This window comes from Brenneria sp. L4-2C, from assembly GCF_040240335.1.
Taxonomy (GTDB): Bacteria; Pseudomonadota; Gammaproteobacteria; order Enterobacterales; family Enterobacteriaceae; genus Brenneria.
This window is the reverse complement of sequence record NZ_JBEIAC010000003.1, coordinates 238,398-254,338: the sequence shown is the minus strand read 5'-3', so window position 1 is coordinate 254,338 and position 15,941 is coordinate 238,398. Positions and strand designations below refer to the sequence as shown.

Annotated in this window: 16 protein-coding genes; 8 read left to right on the top strand and 8 right to left on the bottom strand. The window is 54.9% G+C overall.

Annotated features, from left to right (window positions below):
• The first annotated feature begins 5 nt into the window (after positions 1-5).
• A complete protein-coding gene (gene secF, locus ABRZ26_RS07260) occupies positions 6-974 on the top strand; it encodes a protein translocase subunit SecF (protein WP_319603579.1) in 969 nt (322 codons plus the stop codon).
• A gap of 196 nt (positions 975-1,170) precedes the next feature.
• Here secF and ABRZ26_RS07255 read toward each other — a convergent pair whose 3' ends face one another.
• Positions 1,171-1,743, bottom strand: a complete 573-nt coding sequence (locus ABRZ26_RS07255; protein WP_319603578.1) for a SadB/YajI family lipoprotein — start codon at positions 1,741-1,743, stop codon at positions 1,171-1,173.
• A gap of 259 nt (positions 1,744-2,002) precedes the next feature.
• On the opposite strand from ABRZ26_RS07255, the gene nrdR reads away from it, so the two are divergent.
• From nrdR to pgpA, 6 genes are all read left to right on the top strand, one after another.
• Positions 2,003-2,452 carry a transcriptional regulator NrdR gene (gene nrdR, locus ABRZ26_RS07250; protein ID WP_319603577.1) on the top strand — a complete coding sequence of 150 codons (450 nt, stop codon included), beginning with the start codon at positions 2,003-2,005 and terminating at the stop codon, positions 2,450-2,452.
• A gap of 43 nt (positions 2,453-2,495) precedes the next feature.
• Complete coding sequence (gene ribD, locus ABRZ26_RS07245; RefSeq protein WP_319603576.1) at positions 2,496-3,632, top strand: bifunctional diaminohydroxyphosphoribosylaminopyrimidine deaminase/5-amino-6-(5-phosphoribosylamino)uracil reductase RibD; 1,137 nt, start codon at positions 2,496-2,498, stop codon at positions 3,630-3,632.
• 61 nt (positions 3,633-3,693) lie between these two features.
• Positions 3,694-4,170, top strand: a complete 477-nt coding sequence (ribH, locus tag ABRZ26_RS07240; RefSeq protein ID WP_319603575.1) for a 6,7-dimethyl-8-ribityllumazine synthase — start codon at positions 3,694-3,696, stop codon at positions 4,168-4,170.
• A 24-nt stretch (positions 4,171-4,194) separates the two neighbouring features.
• Positions 4,195-4,614 (top strand): transcription antitermination factor NusB, encoded by a 420-nt coding sequence (gene nusB / locus ABRZ26_RS07235; RefSeq protein WP_319603574.1) that lies wholly within the window; start codon positions 4,195-4,197, stop codon positions 4,612-4,614.
• A 60-nt stretch (positions 4,615-4,674) separates the two neighbouring features.
• Positions 4,675-5,655 (top strand): thiamine-phosphate kinase, encoded by a 981-nt coding sequence (thiL, locus tag ABRZ26_RS07230; protein ID WP_319603573.1) that lies wholly within the window; start codon positions 4,675-4,677, stop codon positions 5,653-5,655.
• Positions 5,630-6,148 (top strand): phosphatidylglycerophosphatase A, encoded by a 519-nt coding sequence (gene pgpA, locus ABRZ26_RS07225; protein WP_319603572.1) that lies wholly within the window; start codon positions 5,630-5,632, stop codon positions 6,146-6,148. Before thiL ends, pgpA begins: the two co-directional genes overlap by 26 nt.
• An 85-nt stretch (positions 6,149-6,233) precedes the next feature.
• On the opposite strand, the gene ABRZ26_RS07220 is transcribed toward pgpA, so the two are convergent.
• From ABRZ26_RS07220 to xseB, 5 genes are all read right to left on the bottom strand, one after another.
• Complete coding sequence (locus ABRZ26_RS07220; protein ID WP_319603571.1) at positions 6,234-7,145, bottom strand: hypothetical protein; 912 nt, start codon at positions 7,143-7,145, stop codon at positions 6,234-6,236.
• A gap of 30 nt (positions 7,146-7,175) precedes the next feature.
• Positions 7,176-7,673, bottom strand: a complete 498-nt coding sequence (locus ABRZ26_RS07215) for a CesT family type III secretion system chaperone (RefSeq protein ID WP_319603570.1) — start codon at positions 7,671-7,673, stop codon at positions 7,176-7,178.
• A 203-nt stretch (positions 7,674-7,876) separates the two neighbouring features.
• Positions 7,877-9,742, bottom strand: a complete 1,866-nt coding sequence (gene dxs, locus ABRZ26_RS07210) for a 1-deoxy-D-xylulose-5-phosphate synthase (protein ID WP_319603569.1) — start codon at positions 9,740-9,742, stop codon at positions 7,877-7,879.
• Between the two features lie 20 nt (positions 9,743-9,762).
• Positions 9,763-10,674, bottom strand: a complete 912-nt coding sequence (gene ispA / locus ABRZ26_RS07205; protein ID WP_319603568.1) for a (2E,6E)-farnesyl diphosphate synthase — start codon at positions 10,672-10,674, stop codon at positions 9,763-9,765.
• 2 nt (positions 10,675-10,676) lie between these two features.
• The gene (gene xseB, locus ABRZ26_RS07200; RefSeq protein WP_319603567.1) at positions 10,677-10,919 is read right to left on the bottom strand and encodes an exodeoxyribonuclease VII small subunit; all 243 of its coding nucleotides are present in this window, start codon (positions 10,917-10,919) and stop codon (positions 10,677-10,679) included.
• A 308-nt stretch (positions 10,920-11,227) separates the two neighbouring features.
• On the opposite strand from xseB, the gene thiI reads away from it, so the two are divergent.
• A complete protein-coding gene (gene thiI, locus ABRZ26_RS07195; protein ID WP_319603566.1) occupies positions 11,228-12,676 on the top strand; it encodes a tRNA uracil 4-sulfurtransferase ThiI in 1,449 nt (482 codons plus the stop codon).
• A gap of 47 nt (positions 12,677-12,723) precedes the next feature.
• Here thiI and pgtA read toward each other — a convergent pair whose 3' ends face one another.
• Both pgtA and ABRZ26_RS07185 read right to left on the bottom strand, forming a co-directional pair.
• Complete coding sequence (gene pgtA, locus ABRZ26_RS07190) at positions 12,724-13,977, bottom strand: two-component system response regulator PgtA (protein ID WP_319603565.1); 1,254 nt, start codon at positions 13,975-13,977, stop codon at positions 12,724-12,726.
• Positions 13,964-15,925 (bottom strand): sensor histidine kinase, encoded by a 1,962-nt coding sequence (locus ABRZ26_RS07185; RefSeq protein WP_319603701.1) that lies wholly within the window; start codon positions 15,923-15,925, stop codon positions 13,964-13,966. Before ABRZ26_RS07185 ends, pgtA begins: the two co-directional genes overlap by 14 nt.
• Positions 15,926-15,941 lie beyond the last annotated feature (16 nt).

The following is a 15,941-nucleotide window of genomic DNA, read 5'->3' as shown; positions in this document are numbered from 1 at the left end:
GCGTTGTGGCACAGGATTATACTGTTGAACAACTGAACTATGGACGCCGGGTCTATGACTTTATGCGTTGGGATAACGTCGCGTTTCTGATATCAGGAACGCTACTGATCCTTTCGCTGATCGTGATGGGCGTACGGGGTTTTAACTGGGGATTGGATTTCACCGGCGGTACGGTGATTGAAATCAATCTTGAAAAACCTGCCGATCTGGATTTGATCCGTGATTCGTTACAGAACGCCGGCTTTCACGATCCACTGATCCAAAACTTCGGCAGCAGTCGCGACGTGATGGTGCGGATGCCGCCGAGCGTCGGCACCTCCGGTCAGGAACTGGGTAATCGCGTACTGAGCGTGATTAATCAGGGTACCGAACAGCATGCGACGGTAAAACGTATTGAGTTTGTCGGCCCCAGCGTCGGGAGCGATTTGGCGCAGGCGGGCGGCATGGCGCTGCTGAGCGCGCTCATCTGTATCCTGATCTATGTCGGCTTCCGTTTTGAATGGCGGCTGGCGTTAGGGGCGGTGCTGGCGTTGGCGCATGACGTGGTCATCACTATGGGCGTGCTGTCGCTGTTCCATATCGAGATCGATCTGACCATCGTCGCATCGTTGATGTCGGTGATTGGCTACTCGCTGAACGACAGCATCGTGGTCTCCGACCGTATCCGCGAGAATTTCCGTAAAATTCGCCGCGGCACGCCTTATGAGATCATGAACGTTTCCCTGACGCAGACGCTGAGCCGTACCATTATGACGTCGGCCACCACACTGGTGGTGGTGCTGATGCTGTATATCTTCGGCGGCGCGATGCTGGAAGGCTTCTCGCTGGCGATGCTGATCGGCGTATCCATTGGTACGGTGTCTTCTATCTATGTCGCTTCGGCTTTGGCTTTGAAATTGGGCATGAAACGCGAGCATATGCTGGTGCAGAAAGTCGAGAAAGAGGGCGCCGATCAACCCTCGATTCTGCCTTAAAAAACTATGCAATCGGCGTTTTAGCATCGTCGAAAACATGGCGTTGTCCGCCCCATCCGCGCTCCCTGAGTCGGGTGGGGGGAAGACGGTTCGCCGGTAGTCTGAAACCCCATGGTATGGGGTTTTTTTTATGGCGAACATTTCCGTCCGCCACTCTCAACGCCGCTGCCGGCGGCGTTGAACATCGCACCCCGAATCAAGGCGCTTCGATAGCGGCGACCGGCGGCGGCGTCTGTTCTTCCTCGATTACCTGATACAACCGGACAAAACCCAGCTGTTCCGGCGTCAGCCCGCTGAGTCGAAGTTCAATCACGGCCGCGGTTTTTGGCAGCAATGGCGGCAGGAATTTGAACGCCTGCGTTTGCGTATCGTTGGTTAACGGTTTACCACTCGCGGGGTCGATTTGCCCCCAGTCGATGTGCGCGCTGAACGCGGGCAACCGCGCCGTATCAAGCGTGCGGATATGCAGCAGCGCACGCGTGCCGTTGGCTTCCGCTTCGATATTATCGAGCGATACGCCGAGTTGGCCGATAGCGCTCTGCAATAGGGCGCGGTTTTGCGCCTCGGGCAATAAATACACGCCGGCGTCCGATTGCGCATTCAGCGCATTTTGCCGTTCCAGCGCCGTAGCTTGATCGGTCAGCGTTTGTAACCGATGGTTCAACTGACTCAATTGATTTTGCAACTGCGGCGTCTGGCGTTGTTGCGCACAGCCGGCCAGAACGGCCAAAACCGGTAAAACGGCGAGCATACGGTATCGGGTTGTCATTTCTGTTTTTCCCCCTGCGTGGAATCCTTCGGTGTTCTTTTTTGACAGTGTAGTCGCGATTGCAGGCGAGACATATACCCCAGACGACTTCGACGGCGGTTTCCGGTTTTTCGCGCCGCTCGCGGCGGCGGCGGCCTGGTATTTTCATTCTATTGCCGGGGGATGCGAATCGGTTCGCAACAACACTCAGGAGTTTTGGTTAGTCTGATAATTCAGGGTAAACTGTCTTTATGTTAAGGATTACTGGTCAGGACGCATTATGCATTGCCCATTTTGTTCGGCTGTGGATACCAAAGTTATCGATTCCCGTCTGGTTGGCGAAGGTTCTCAGGTACGCCGGCGTCGGCAGTGTCTGGTTTGTAATGAACGTTTCACCACGTTTGAAGTGGCGGAGTTGGTGCTACCCCGGATTATAAAAAGTAACGACGTACGCGAACCCTTCAATGAAGATAAATTGCGCAGCGGCATGCTCAAGGCTTTGGAAAAAAGGCCGGTCAGCTCCGATGATGTCGAAATGGCGATTAATCATATTAAATCCCAGTTGCGCGCCACCGGTGAACGTGAAGTGACGGCCAAGATGGTGGGCAATCTGGTGATGGATGCGCTGAAAAAACTGGATAAGGTGGCTTATATCCGGTTTGCGTCGGTGTATCGCAGTTTTGAAGATATCCGGGAGTTCGGCGAAGAGATTGCGCGTTTGCAAGATTAAGCCTGATGTTGAGAATATCGTCAGTAGAGAAGGGGCGCAGGGAATGGTGGGGCAGCAGGACGAATTAGTACTTCCGCAGGATGAACGCTATATGGCGCTGGCGCTTGAGCTGGCGCGTCGCGGGCGGTTTACCACCTCGCCTAATCCCAATGTCGGCTGCGTGATAGTGAAAGACGGCGTGATTGTCGGGGAAGGGTATCATTTCCGCGCCGGCGAACCGCATGCGGAAGTTCATGCCTTGCGTATGGCCGGCGATCGGGCGCGCGGCGCAACCGCCTATGTCACGCTGGAGCCGTGCAGTCATCACGGCAGAACTCCGCCTTGCGCCGATGCGCTGATTGCGGCGGGCGTTTCCCGCGTCGTCGCCGCCATGCAGGATCCGAATCCTCAGGTGGCCGGGCGAGGGCTGCATCGTTTGCAACAGGCCGGCGTCCTGGTAAGCCATGGGGTGATGGCGTCTGAAGCGGAGAAGATCAATCAGGGTTTCCTGAAGCGCATGCGCACCGGGTTTCCCTATGTGCAGCTTAAAATGGCCGCCTCGCTGGACGGACGAACGGCGATGGCCTCCGGCGAGAGCCAGTGGATCACCTCTGCGCAGGCGCGGCAGGATGTGCAGCGCTTTCGGGCGGAAAGCGCCGCGATACTGAGCAGCAGCGCGACGGTATTGGCGGACGATCCCTCGTTAACGGTGCGCTGGCAGGAACTGGATGCCGAGACGCGGCGGATTTATCCCGTCGAACATCTGCGCCAGCCGGTGCGCGTTATCGTCGATAGCCGACAGCGGGTGACCCCGCGACATCGGATCGTTGCGCAGCCGGGGCGAACCTGGCTGGCGCGCCCGCACGCGGATGAACAGGCGTGGCCTGAAAATGTCGAGCAGCTTGGGCTGCCGCTGCACAATGGCGGCATTGACCTGGTGGCGCTGATGATGGTGCTGGGCAAGCGGCAGATTAATTCCGTCTGGGTTGAGGCCGGCGCGAACCTGGCGGGCGCCCTGTTGCAGGCGGGCGTGGTGGACGAGCTTATCGTCTATCTGGCGCCGAAACTGTTGGGCGACGATGCGCGCGGGCTTTGCGTCCTGCCGGGATTGAGTCAATTGTCGCAGGCGCCTGAGTTTACGCTAACCGACGTACGCCAGGTCGGGTCAGATTTGCGGCTGCGCTTAAAACCGAATACGTAACCGGAAGAATATGATAGAATCCGCCCCCCTGCGGGGTATAAAGACCAGATAAAGGAAAGCTATGAACGTTATTGAAGGTGTTGTCGCTACTCCTGATGCCCGCGTGGCGATTGCAATTGCTCGTTTTAACCATTTTATCAACGACAGCCTGTTGGAAGGCGCGATTGATGCGCTGAAACGCATCGGTCAGGTTAAAGACGAGAATATTACCGTGGTTTGGGTTCCTGGAGCCTACGAGCTGCCGTTAGCCGTTCGCGCGCTGACCAAAAGCACGGCAAACGGCGGTTATGATGCGGTGGTTGCGCTGGGAACGGTTATCCGTGGTGGAACAGCCCATTTTGAATTTGTTGCCGGCGAATGCAGTTCCGGTTTGTCTCAGGTCGCAATGAGTAGCGATGTTCCTGTTGCCTTCGGCGTATTAACCACCGAAAGCATTGAACAGGCCATTGAGCGCGCCGGCACGAAAGCGGGTAATAAAGGCGCAGAAGCCGCCCTGACCGCGCTAGAAATGATTAATGTATTGAAAGCTATTAAGTAAGCCTGATTAAGTAAGGGGAATTCCGTGAAACCTGCTGCTCGTCGCCGCGCCCGTGAATGTGCGGTTCAAGCGCTTTATTCCTGGCAGTTGTCTAAAAATGATATTGCCGATATTGAACACCAATTCCTGAGCGAGCAGGATGTCAAAGACGTCGACATCACCTATTTCCGAGAGCTGCTGGCTGGCGTCGCCACTCAGGCTGAAAAGCTGGATCAACTGATGGCGCCTTTCCTGTCCCGCCAGCTTGACGAACTGGGTCAGGTTGAAAGAGCGATTCTGCGTTTGGCGATGTTTGAACTCAGCAAACGCGACGATGTTCCTTACAAAGTCGCCATCAATGAAGCCATCGAACTGGCGAAGGTGTTTGGCGCTGAGGATAGCCATAAGTTTGTGAACGGCGTGCTCGACAAGGCTGCGCCTTCCGTGCGGAAAGGTAAGAAGTAAATGAGTCAGGGCCGGATATCCGGCCCTGGTCTTTTGAATTAAACGCTGGCTGGAAAGGTTATGGTTGAAGGTGAGTTTGACCTTATTGCCCGCTATTTCAATCGGGTCAGAAATTCACGTCGGGATGTTGAGTTGGGCATCGGCGACGATTGCGCATTGCTGTCGGTGGCGGAGAAACAATTACTGGCGGTGAGCACCGATACATTGGTGTCCGGAATTCATTTTTTGCCGGATATCGATCCTGCCGATCTGGGTTACAAATCACTGGCGGTCAATTTAAGCGATTTAGCCGCCATGGGCGCCGATCCCGCCTGGTTATCCCTGGCGATTACCCTGCCTGAAACGAACAGCGACTGGTTGGCAAAATATAGCGACAGCCTGTTTGAACTGCTCGACTATTACGGCATGCAGCTGATCGGCGGCGATACCACTCGCGGCCCGCTGAGCCTGACGTTGACGATTTATGGTTTAGTCCCTGTCGGCAGAGCATTAACCCGCCGGGGCGCGCGAATCGGGGACTGGGTGTATGTGACCGGCTCGTTAGGCGACAGCGCCGCCGGGCTGGCGATCCTACAGAATCAACTGTCGCTCGATGATGGCGATGCCCGTCAGGCATTAGTTCAACGCCACCTGCGCCCGCAGCCCCGGATATTGCAAGGTCAGGCGTTGCGCGGTTTAGCCAGCTCGGCGATTGATATCTCAGACGGCCTGATTGCCGATTTACAGCACATTCTGAAAAGCAGCGAGTGCGGCGCCCGCATCAATCTGGATGCTATTCCGCGCTCTCACTGGCTGCGCGATCTGGTGGACGAAGAACAGGCGCTGCGCGGGGCGCTATCCGGCGGCGAAGATTATGAACTGTGCTTCACCGTACCTGAAATTAATCGCGGCGCGCTGGATATCGCCTTAGGCCATTTGGGCGCCGATTATACCTGTATCGGGCAAATCGCGCCTTCATCCGAAGGATTGCGTTTCTTCCGGAACGAGCAAGAGATCGAACTGAACTGGAAGGGATATGACCATTTTAGCCGGCAAAACTGAAGGGGCGCAGACGGCGAAAAGTCGGCTGAATTTGCGCAATCCGTGGCACCTGCTGGCGACGGGATTCGGCAGTGGTTTGGCGCCCTGGATGCCAGGCACGTTCGGCTCGCTGGCGGCGATCCCGCTGTGGTATGCGCTGTCGTTTCTCCCTACCGAACTTTATTCGCTGGTGGTGATGTTCAGCATCTGCATCGGCGTCTATCTGTGTCATCGAACGGCAAAGGATATGGGCGTTCACGATCACGGCAGTATCGTCTGGGACGAATTCGTCGGTATGTGGATTACCCTGATGGCGATACCGGTTAATGACTGGCCGTGGGTCGCCGCCGGATTTGTGGTGTTTCGCTGTCTGGATATCTGGAAGCCCTGGCCGATCCGCTGGTTCGATCGCAATGTGCATGGCGGAATGGGCATTATGATCGACGATATCATCGCCGGGGTGATTGGCGCAGGCATGATTTATTGGGTGGGCCACCACTGGCCGTTATTCTAAATCCTGTCCAGACTCCCTGCGCGGACAACCTATTCGTCACAGGAACAGCAAGCGCATCGCCCACTCTTCATACGTCAATCTTGACTTACCAGTCGTAGCCTGATTCCTGCCATTCCCGCTGGGCGGCCTTTTGCCGATCAACGGTGGCGCTGGCAATCTCATCCATCGATACCGCATTGAAAAAATTGCTGGAATAGCGTGTGCTGGGATCTTTGGCGACGTTTTTCTCATCGAACATATGTTGCGTCTCACCGCTGTCGTTGATCCAGTCGAGCAGCTCGACGCCGATCGGGGGAATGCCTTCTTCCTGCATAAACTGTGAAACTTCGGCGCTGGTGACGTGTTTGATGTGATGCAACGCCTGGGATCCTGGTAAAGGATCGGCATTTCTGGCAATTTGATATAGGGCGGGAAAATCAGGATTACGATTGTGCGCTTGCGCCAGCGTTACCGCCGTTGGGAATCGAACCCAGGGATCCACCACAACGGTGTGTTGATCGCCCCAGAACTGATCGCGCGGATCGCCAATCAATACATATTCGTGGTCCCAGTTTTTATCGGATACATATTGCACGGGCGCATTGACCCGTTGTCCGGCCAACAGTGTGTAGCTCAGTTCCGCCTGTTCCCCGCAATTTCCTGCCTGATGGCGGGCCACTTCTTTGGCATTGACCACAGGAAACGGCGAAGCGGCTCGTTCTCGCAGCATCAGCAGACGCATGGCGCTTTCTCCCTTGGTATAAATCACGTCCGCCTTTTGGTTTCCTGCGCCGTAGGGCAGCATTCTTTTCACCTTGCGCAGCGTTTCCTGCGCCAGCTTAAGATTTTCCATCGTCGATGCATCAACCCTGATATTCTTGCCTGTAAACCGGGTGATGCCGAGGTAATCCGCGCTCACCACGTCGTGTAATTTCACCACCGATTCCTGCCTGATATCAGCCAGAGGATCGACGGTACTCTCGCCGCTGAAATAACGGTTATGTACAGGGTTCATCATCAATGCATCCTTGTTGTCGCTGAACGTTTATTACGACGCCGTATCGTTGTTCATCGCGGGGAACCTGGGCGGTACGGTATCGTCGGCCATTTTCTTAGCGCCAGTCGAGCTGGTCATCTGCTGGTGTATCCAGACTTTGAGGGTTGATACCGTTTCAATGAATGTGCTAACCAACTTATGGGTTTCGCCTTCGTCCAGTTCAATGAGCGGTTGGCGAGATGAAAGCGTGACTTTCTTCTTGCGCGTATCAATAGCAAGCGTAAAAACGGGATGCCTGGCGTTCCAGTTATTCATGGACAAAAGGGATAACAGGACGTTGGCCGGCGGGACGACGTCGGGTTCCAGAGAGATAAAAGGGCTCATTATATTCAGATAACCCGGCTGATTGCCCATCAGGAAGATTGGCGTTTCATCGTCCAGCGTAATAATGTAAACGTCATGCCCTTTCTGTTCTGCTTTTGCCGTATCGATATGGTACGGCTTCATCAATCTGGATATGACGATGTGAAAAGCGCGGTTATGATTCATTTATCTCTTCTCGGTTTTTTCTTCTGAGTAGAGAAAACGGTCTGCGGGTTCCCTGTACTGCGTGAATTAAAAGTGAGATACCGCGGTTGTGGCGACAGGCGCTAAAGGCCGGGCGCTTTATCAGATGGAAATATGTTTGATATCAGCGGGGTTGCCGATGTGGGGAAGGCAAGGCAGGCCGGGCAAAACCCGACCTGCTTATTTTATTGCGCCAGCCATTGGCTGATGCTGAGTTCAATGCCCGCGGCGTCCAGTCCCATATCCGCGCGAATTTCTTCCTGTCCGCCCTGGGGTACGAATCTGTCCGGCAGGCCGAGGTTCAATACGGAAACGGCGATACGTTTCGCCATCAGTAATTCGTTCACGCCGCTGCCTGCGCCGCCCATAATCGCGTTTTCCTCCAGCGTCACCAGCACATTATGGCTGCCTGCCATTGCCAGAATCAGCGCGTCGTCCAGCGGTTTGACGAACCGCATATCCACCAGCGTGGCGTCCAGTTTATCCGCGACTTTTTGCGCTTCCGGCAACAGCGTGCCGAAATTAAGGATGGCGATCTCTTTACCCTGACGGCGAACCACGCCTTTGCCAATCGGCAATTCGTCCAGCGGCGCTAAAGCCGCGCCGGTGCCGCTTCCGCGCGGATAACGCACCGCCGCCGGCCCTTTATCATAGTGATAACCGGTATACAGCATCTGGCGACACTCGTTTTCGTCGCTTGGCGTCATAATCACCATGTTGGGAATACAGCGCAGGAACGACAGATCGAAAGCGCCCTGATGCGTCTGCCCGTCGGCGCCGACAATGCCGCCACGGTCGATGGCGAACAGCACGGGCAGGTTTTGAATGGCGACGTCGTGGATCACCTGGTCGTAGGCGCGCTGCAAGAACGTGGAATAAATCGCCACCACCGGACGGTAACCGCCCACGGCCAGGCCGGCGGCGAAGGTCACCGCGTGTTGTTCGGCAATCGCCACGTCAAAATATTGCTGCGGGTATTCACGCGAAAACGGCACCATGCCGGACCCTTCTCGCATGGCGGGGGTGATAGCCATCAGTTTGCTGTCTTTCGCCGCCGTTTCCTGTAGCCATTGGCCGAAGATCTTGGAGTAGGTCGGCAGATTGTCTTTGCTTTTCGGCAAGGTGCCGCTGGCGGGGTCGAATTTGGGCACCGCATGCCAGCTTATCGGATCCTGCTCCGCCGGCGCATAGCCTTTCCCTTTCTTGGTCATGATGTGCAGCAACTGCGGGCCTTTCATGCTACGCATATTTTTCAGCGTTTGCGCCAGCGCCTGCACATCGTGACCATCCACCGGACCGATATAATTAAAACCCAGTTCTTCAAATAGGGTGCCGGGAACCACCATGCCTTTCAGGTGCTCTTCCGTCCGCTTGACCAGTTCCTTGATGGGCGGCAGTCCGGACAGCACCTTTTTGCCCCCTTCGCGCAGGCTGGCGTAGAGTTTGCCTGACAGCAATTGAGCCAGATGGTTATTCAGCGCGCCGACGTTTTCTGAAATCGACATTTCGTTGTCATTCAGCACCACCAGCAGATCGGTGTTAATGTCGCCTGCGTGGTTCATGGCTTCAAAGGCCATGCCCGCGGTGATGGCGCCGTCGCCAATCACGCAAACGGTACGGCGGCCTTTTCCTTCACGCTCCGCGGCGACGGCCATACCCAGCCCGGCGCTGATTGACGTCGATGAATGGCCGACGCTCAATACGTCGTATTCGCTTTCTTCCCGCCACGGGAAAGGATGCAGGCCGCCTTTCTGGCGGATGGTCGCAATGCGGTCGCGGCGGCCGGTCAGAATTTTGTGCGGATAGGCCTGATGCCCGACATCCCAGATCAGGCGATCGAAAGGCGTGTTGTAGACGTAATGCAGCGCGACCGTGAGTTCGACGGTCCCTAACCCCGAGGCGAAATGACCGCTTGAACGGCTGACGCTGTCCAGCAGATATTGGCGAAGTTCGTCACACAGCTTCGGCAGGCTTTCTTTCGGTAGCAGACGCAGTTCATCAGGTGTTTCCACTAACGATAATGTAGGGTATTTCGCTGTATCAAAACTCATTAGAGACTCATTCAGAGATTTTATTTGTTGCGCTCGACGATGAAATTCGCCAAGGCTTGTAATGGCTCAATATTCAATGGGATCGGGCTGGACAGGGCTAAATCATCCAGCGACGCCAGTGATTCCCGGTAAAGCTCCCTGGCTTTTTCCCGCGCGCCTGCCAACCCCAGTAAAGCGGGGTAGGTGCTCTTACCCAACTGCTGATCGGCGCCCTGACGTTTTCCCGTCGTGGCGCTGTCGCCGACGACATCCAAAATATCGTCCTGCACCTGAAAGGCCAGGCCGATAGCGTCGGCATAGCGATCGAGATAGGGCATCGCGGCCCGGCCCGATTCACCGGCCGCCAGCGCCCCCAGTCTAACCGCGGCGCGGATCAGCGCGCCGGTTTTATGACGGTGAATTTGCTCCAGCGCCGCCAAATCGACCTGATGACCCTCCGCCGCCAAATCCAATGCCTGGCCGCCGCACATGCCGGCGACGCCGCTGGCCTGCGCCAGCTCGGACAGCATCGCCAGACGATTCTGCGCCGTGACGTGCGGCATCGGCGCATCGGCTAAAATCGAGAATGCTAAGGTTTGCAAGGCATCTCCGGCTAAAACGGCGCTGGCTTCGCCGAACTTGATATGACAGGTCGGCTGGCCGCGGCGCAGATCATCATCGTCCATCGCCGGGAGATCGTCGTGGATTAATGAATAGGCATGAATGCATTCCACCGCCGCGGCGGGCGCATCCAGACTTTCCAGCGGCATGCCGAACAGTTCGCCGGTAGTATAAACCAGGAATGGACGCAGCCGCTTGCCGCCTAACAATGAACCATACCCCATGGCATTAACCAGAGGACTACTCTGAAAGGGCAGCGCGGAAATAAAATGGCTTAAGATGCGATTCGTCCGCTGGCAGTGCGCGGTTAATTGTTCGGAGAAATCTGTCATAGCTATTCACTGTCCGGCGTAAACGGCGACAGCGCCGCATCCGGCTCATCACTCAGCAGAATCTGTACCCGTTGTTCCGCCTGTTGCAATTTTTGCTGCCCCTGACGCGCAAGCTGTATGCCATGCTCAAATTCATTCAGCGCCTCTTCCAACGGCAATTCGCCAGACTCAAGGCGGGTCACGATTTTTTCCAGTTCGTTCAGGGAGTTTTCAAAGCTCACTGGCTGCTCGGTTTTCTTGGGCATAGTATTTTCAGAATCCTGGTTTATACGCTGCTGCGTTGCGACCGCACAGCGCTATCTTACATTTGAATACCAACCAATGCCGATGGATTATACGGCTAAAGCGTGCGGTAATCTCTATACGTCGAGTATTTGTCGCCGCCGCGTTGTCGGCCGCAACGCCAATTACTTTGGGTATAGATAATGATATACTCCGCGCCCTGGATGCTATTGGTAAAATCATCCCGTTCGGATGAGTTTAGCGATAACGTGATTTTAGCGCTCAGGGTGAATTTATTTACACCTTATCTGATCAAGTAACGACAGCCACCATGAAGTTTATCATTAAATTGTTCCCGGAAATCACTATCAAGAGCCAATCTGTGCGGTTGCGCTTTATCAAGATCCTGACCGGGAACATCCGCAACGTCTTAAAATCTTATGATGAAACGCTGGCGGTTGTCCGTCACTGGGATCATATCGAAGTTCGCGCGCAGGACGAAAGCCGGCACGAGGCGATTCGCGATGCGCTGACGCGTATTCCCGGCATTCACCACATTCTGGATGTTGAAGAGCGCACCTATACCGATGTTCACGACATTTTTGAGCAGGCGCTGGCGCTGTATCGCGAGCAGGTGGAGGGCAAAACGTTCTGCGTACGGGTAAAACGCCGCGGCAAGCATGAATTTAGCTCGCAGGACGTGGAGCGATATGTCGGCGGCGGTTTGAATCAGCACATCGAAAACGCCCGGGTGAAGCTTACCGCGCCGCAGGTTACCGTCCATCTGGAAATCGATCAGGATCGGCTGTTGCTGGTTAACGGCCGCTATGAAGGGATCGGCGGTTTCCCCATCGGCACGCAGGAAGATGTTTTGTCGCTGATCTCCGGCGGCTTTGATTCCGGCGTCTCCAGCTATATGCTGATGCGCCGCGGTTGCCGGGTGCATTACTGTTTCTTCAATCTGGGCGGCGCGGCGCATGAAATCGGCGTTAAGCAGGTGGCGCATTATCTGTGGAATCGCTTCGGCAGCTCGCACCGGGTACGTTTCATCGCTATCGATTTTGAACCGGTGGTCGGCGAGATCCTGGAAAAGGTCGATGACGGTCAGATGGGCGTGGTGCTCAAGCGCATGATGGTGCGCGCGGCCTCCAAAATGGCCGAGCGCTACGGCGTACAAGCACTGGTGACCGGCGAAGCGTTAGGGCAGGTTTCCAGTCAGACGCTGACCAACCTGCGTCTGATTGATAATGCTTCCGATACGTTGATTCTGCGGCCGCTGATTTCCCATGACAAAGAGCACATCATCAAACAGGCGCGTGAGCTGGGAACCGAAGACTTCGCCAAAACGATGCCGGAATACTGCGGAGTGATCTCCAAAAGCCCGACGGTGAAAGCGGTGAAAGCCAAAATCGAGCATGAAGAGAGCCGGTTTGATTTCTCCATTCTGGAGCGGGTGGTTAGCGAAGCACGGAATATCGATATCCGCGAGATCGCCGAGCAAACCCGCGAAGAAGTGGCGGAAGTGGAAACCGTGGCGGCGTTTGCGCCGACGGATGTCCTGCTGGATATCCGCGCGCCGGACGAGCAGGAAGACAAACCGCTGGCGTTGGATAATGCCGAGATTAAATCGTTGCCGTTCTACAAACTGAGCACTCAGTTCGGCGATCTGGATCAGAGCAAAACCTATCTGCTCTACTGCGAACGCGGGGTGATGAGCCGCTTACAGGCGCTGTACCTGCGCGAGCAGGGGTTCAGCAATGTGAAGGTGTATCGTCCCTGATTGACTTGTCGATGCCGCCGATATCCGGCGGCATCGCGTATTGTCGGTTAAAACCGATAATCCTTTTTATCAATGCCGTATTTCTTCATTCTCAGATAGAGCTTCTTACGCGGCACCTGAAGGTATTCCGCCACATCGTTAATCCGCCCCTGATGAATATCCAGCGCCTCGGTAATGATCTGACACTCGTATTGTTCGATGCGATCGTCCAGCGGGGTGGGATTGGCGTTTTGACTCAGCCACGCCTTTTTTTCGCTGACGATAGGCATCACGCCGACGGCGAACAGTTCCGCCGCATTGCGCAACGCTTTGATATTCCCGCTCCAGTCGCGCCGACACAGGCTTTTGGCAAAGGCGTCGCTCAGCGTGGGATATTCCCGGTTGAGCCGTTGGCAGGCCAGCTTCAAATAGTGGCGGAACAGCGGTTCAATATCGCCCGGACGCTTGCATAACGGCACACACTCTATCTGGGTCATGGAAAACAGATAATAAAGCTCCGGTATGATTTTTTGCTGCGTCGCCAACAGGGTTGCGCAATACCGGCCGATCGCCAGCAGTCTGAAAGCGCTCTCCTCCGCGTTTTGTCTCTGAGCCAGAAAATATTGCTGCTTGTGGCTGAGTTGTTCAATATTACGTACGATCAGCGTGCCTTGTCGCACCTGCTCGCATTGTTCTTCCAGCGTTTCCGCCGGGTCGCTGGCGGCGTCAAAAATGATCAGCGGCAAATGACGGTTCATGCTGAGCTGGTGCAGATGGCGAGCCGCCAGCGCCCGGCCCGTACCCAGTTCGCCATAAAAGAAAGCGGACATCCGCGTTTCGGCCAATACGCGCAGCCGCTCGCGCAATTGCTTGCTCCATCCGCTCACGCCAATAAAATTTTCCGTCAACTGGTTGCGTTGCCAGTGGCGGCGTTTGATCAACTGGCGGCGTTCTTTCAGCGCCTGCTGCAAACAGTGCAGCAGTTTTTCCGGCATGACGGGTTTTTCGAGAAAATCGTACGCGCCTTTTTTAACGGCCTCGACGGCCATAGGCACATCCCCGTGACCGGTGATCAGCAATACGGGCAGCTGTTTATCCCGGTTTAATAAATGTTCCAGCAACGACAGGCCGGAAAGTTGCGGCATATAAACGTCGCTGATGACCACGCCCGGCCATTCATCCGGGATCATATCAGCGGCGAACTGGGGCGTGTTACAGGGAACGACCTGATAGCCCGCCTGCTTAAGCATCTGACAGTAGGCATCAAGCACATCGCTATCATCATCAATTAAAAGGACTTGTTGTTCTTCAGTTAACGTCATCTGATTTCCTGAACCGTAGAATGACCAGAGCATGCCGATCTAACGTTGAGGCCAGATACAGTTCTCCACCGCATTGTTGCATGATGGATTGACTGATGGATAGGCCGATACCCAGACCGATATCCTTACTGGTGGTAAAAGGTTTCAACAACCGGGGAGCCAATACCAGCGGCCAGCCGGGGCCGTTGTCTTCGATCAGCAACAGGCTTTCGTCACCTTGCGTGATTTGGTTGATGGTGATGCGCGGCGTGGTCTCGGTCACCGCTTCCAGCGCGTTGGTCAGCAGATTGACCAGGATCTGTTGCACCCGGATAGTTTCGCCAATCACCCGATCCAGCTTCTCCGGCAGGATTAACTGAGCGTTGAGCGGCCGATGACGCAGGGCCAAGAGTTCCCAGGAAGAGAGGATGTCTTGATGCAAATCGATGGGACCCAGCGGGGTATCGCTGTCGCTGCGGCGCGAAAACTGCCGCAGATGACGAATAATGCCGTCAATACGTTGCAATAAACTGCGCATTTTCGCGAGGTTAGCGGATACGGTGTCCCGATCGCGCCGTTTCACCGCCTGTTCGCTGGTAAACAGATACAGAGAAAGGGCATTGAGCGGCTGGTTGATTTCATGCGCCAGGGTGGTCATGGTTTGCCCGACCGTCGCCAGTTTGGCCGCCTGAATCAACTCGTCTTGGGCGGTACGCAGATTATTTTCAATGGCCTTACGCTCGGTAATTTCCTGTTCAAGTTGCGATCGCTGATGTTTGATCTGCGCCAGCGTGTTGCGCAATAAGCCGGCAATGCGCCCCAGTTCGTCTCGCCCATATACCGGGATCGCGGCATTCAGATCGCCATAGCCCAGGCGGCCGACCGCCTGATTAAGCAGAGTGAAGCGTTTAATCAGCTTCGAGCGGATATAGACATGGTTAAGGATAAAAGCGAACAGCAATGCCAGCAGCGTAGCTATCACTATCACCATGCCGCTGATATTCATAATCTGTTCAAGGCGCAGGTTAAAGGTCTGCAATTGCTGGTGGCTATTACCCAACTGCTGTTCAATCTGTTGGCGAAACTGGTTTAGCGCCACGTCCTTGCTGCCGGTCGTTTGCCGCAGAGCCGTCTGAATCTGGTTTCGTCCGTTCAAAATGGCCGGTAATTTGTTTTCACTCAGTCCCAGCGCAAAGAGTTCATCGATGGTTTGCCGCAGCGTGATGGTGCTGGGATGGCGGGATAATGATTGAATACGTTCATCGGCGGATTGCTTGAGATAATTCAGATAGCGGATATGGCTGTCTTTGTTTTCACTATTTTGATCGGCCAACTGTTCCCGCAAATCGTCGACGATCTGGTTTTCGATATGCGCTAATGCGTAAATCAGTTCCAGTTCATCCTGAATATTTTGTAACGTGGCCTGCAAACGCTGATTGTTATTTGCTTTCGGATTTTGGGTGAACTGATCCAGCAATGAGCTCTGCTGCCAACTGATATCCTGGGATAACGACGTTAATTCAAGATTAAAATCATCATGCAGCCAGTTAATGCGGGTGGTAATTTCATTCGCTTTTTCCCGGACGACAAAACTGGCCGCCAATATATCGTCAAGCCGGGTCAATAGACTGTACATTTGCTGGAGGGTCGCATCCAGAGAATGGCGATCGTCCAGGGTTAATTGCCGGCTGGCTTGGCGAATGATATCGAGTCGGGAAACAATTTGTTCCCGCCGCTGTAGTCTGAGGCTGGTGCTCTCCGCCGTCAGAAATTCGTTCAGCTCTTTAATCAGAATATTAAGATTATCCTCAAGCTGAAAAGAGGCCTGAATCTTGGGGAAATAATCGTTCAGCGCATAGCGAATCTGCGAGCTCTGTTCACGCCATGAATAAAGGCTGACGGCGCTGACGGCGAGCGTCAAAATGGCGCCAAAAGCAAACGCCCAGCGTAAGCTGCTGCTGATGGTCATGGTTTTAAAGAATTTA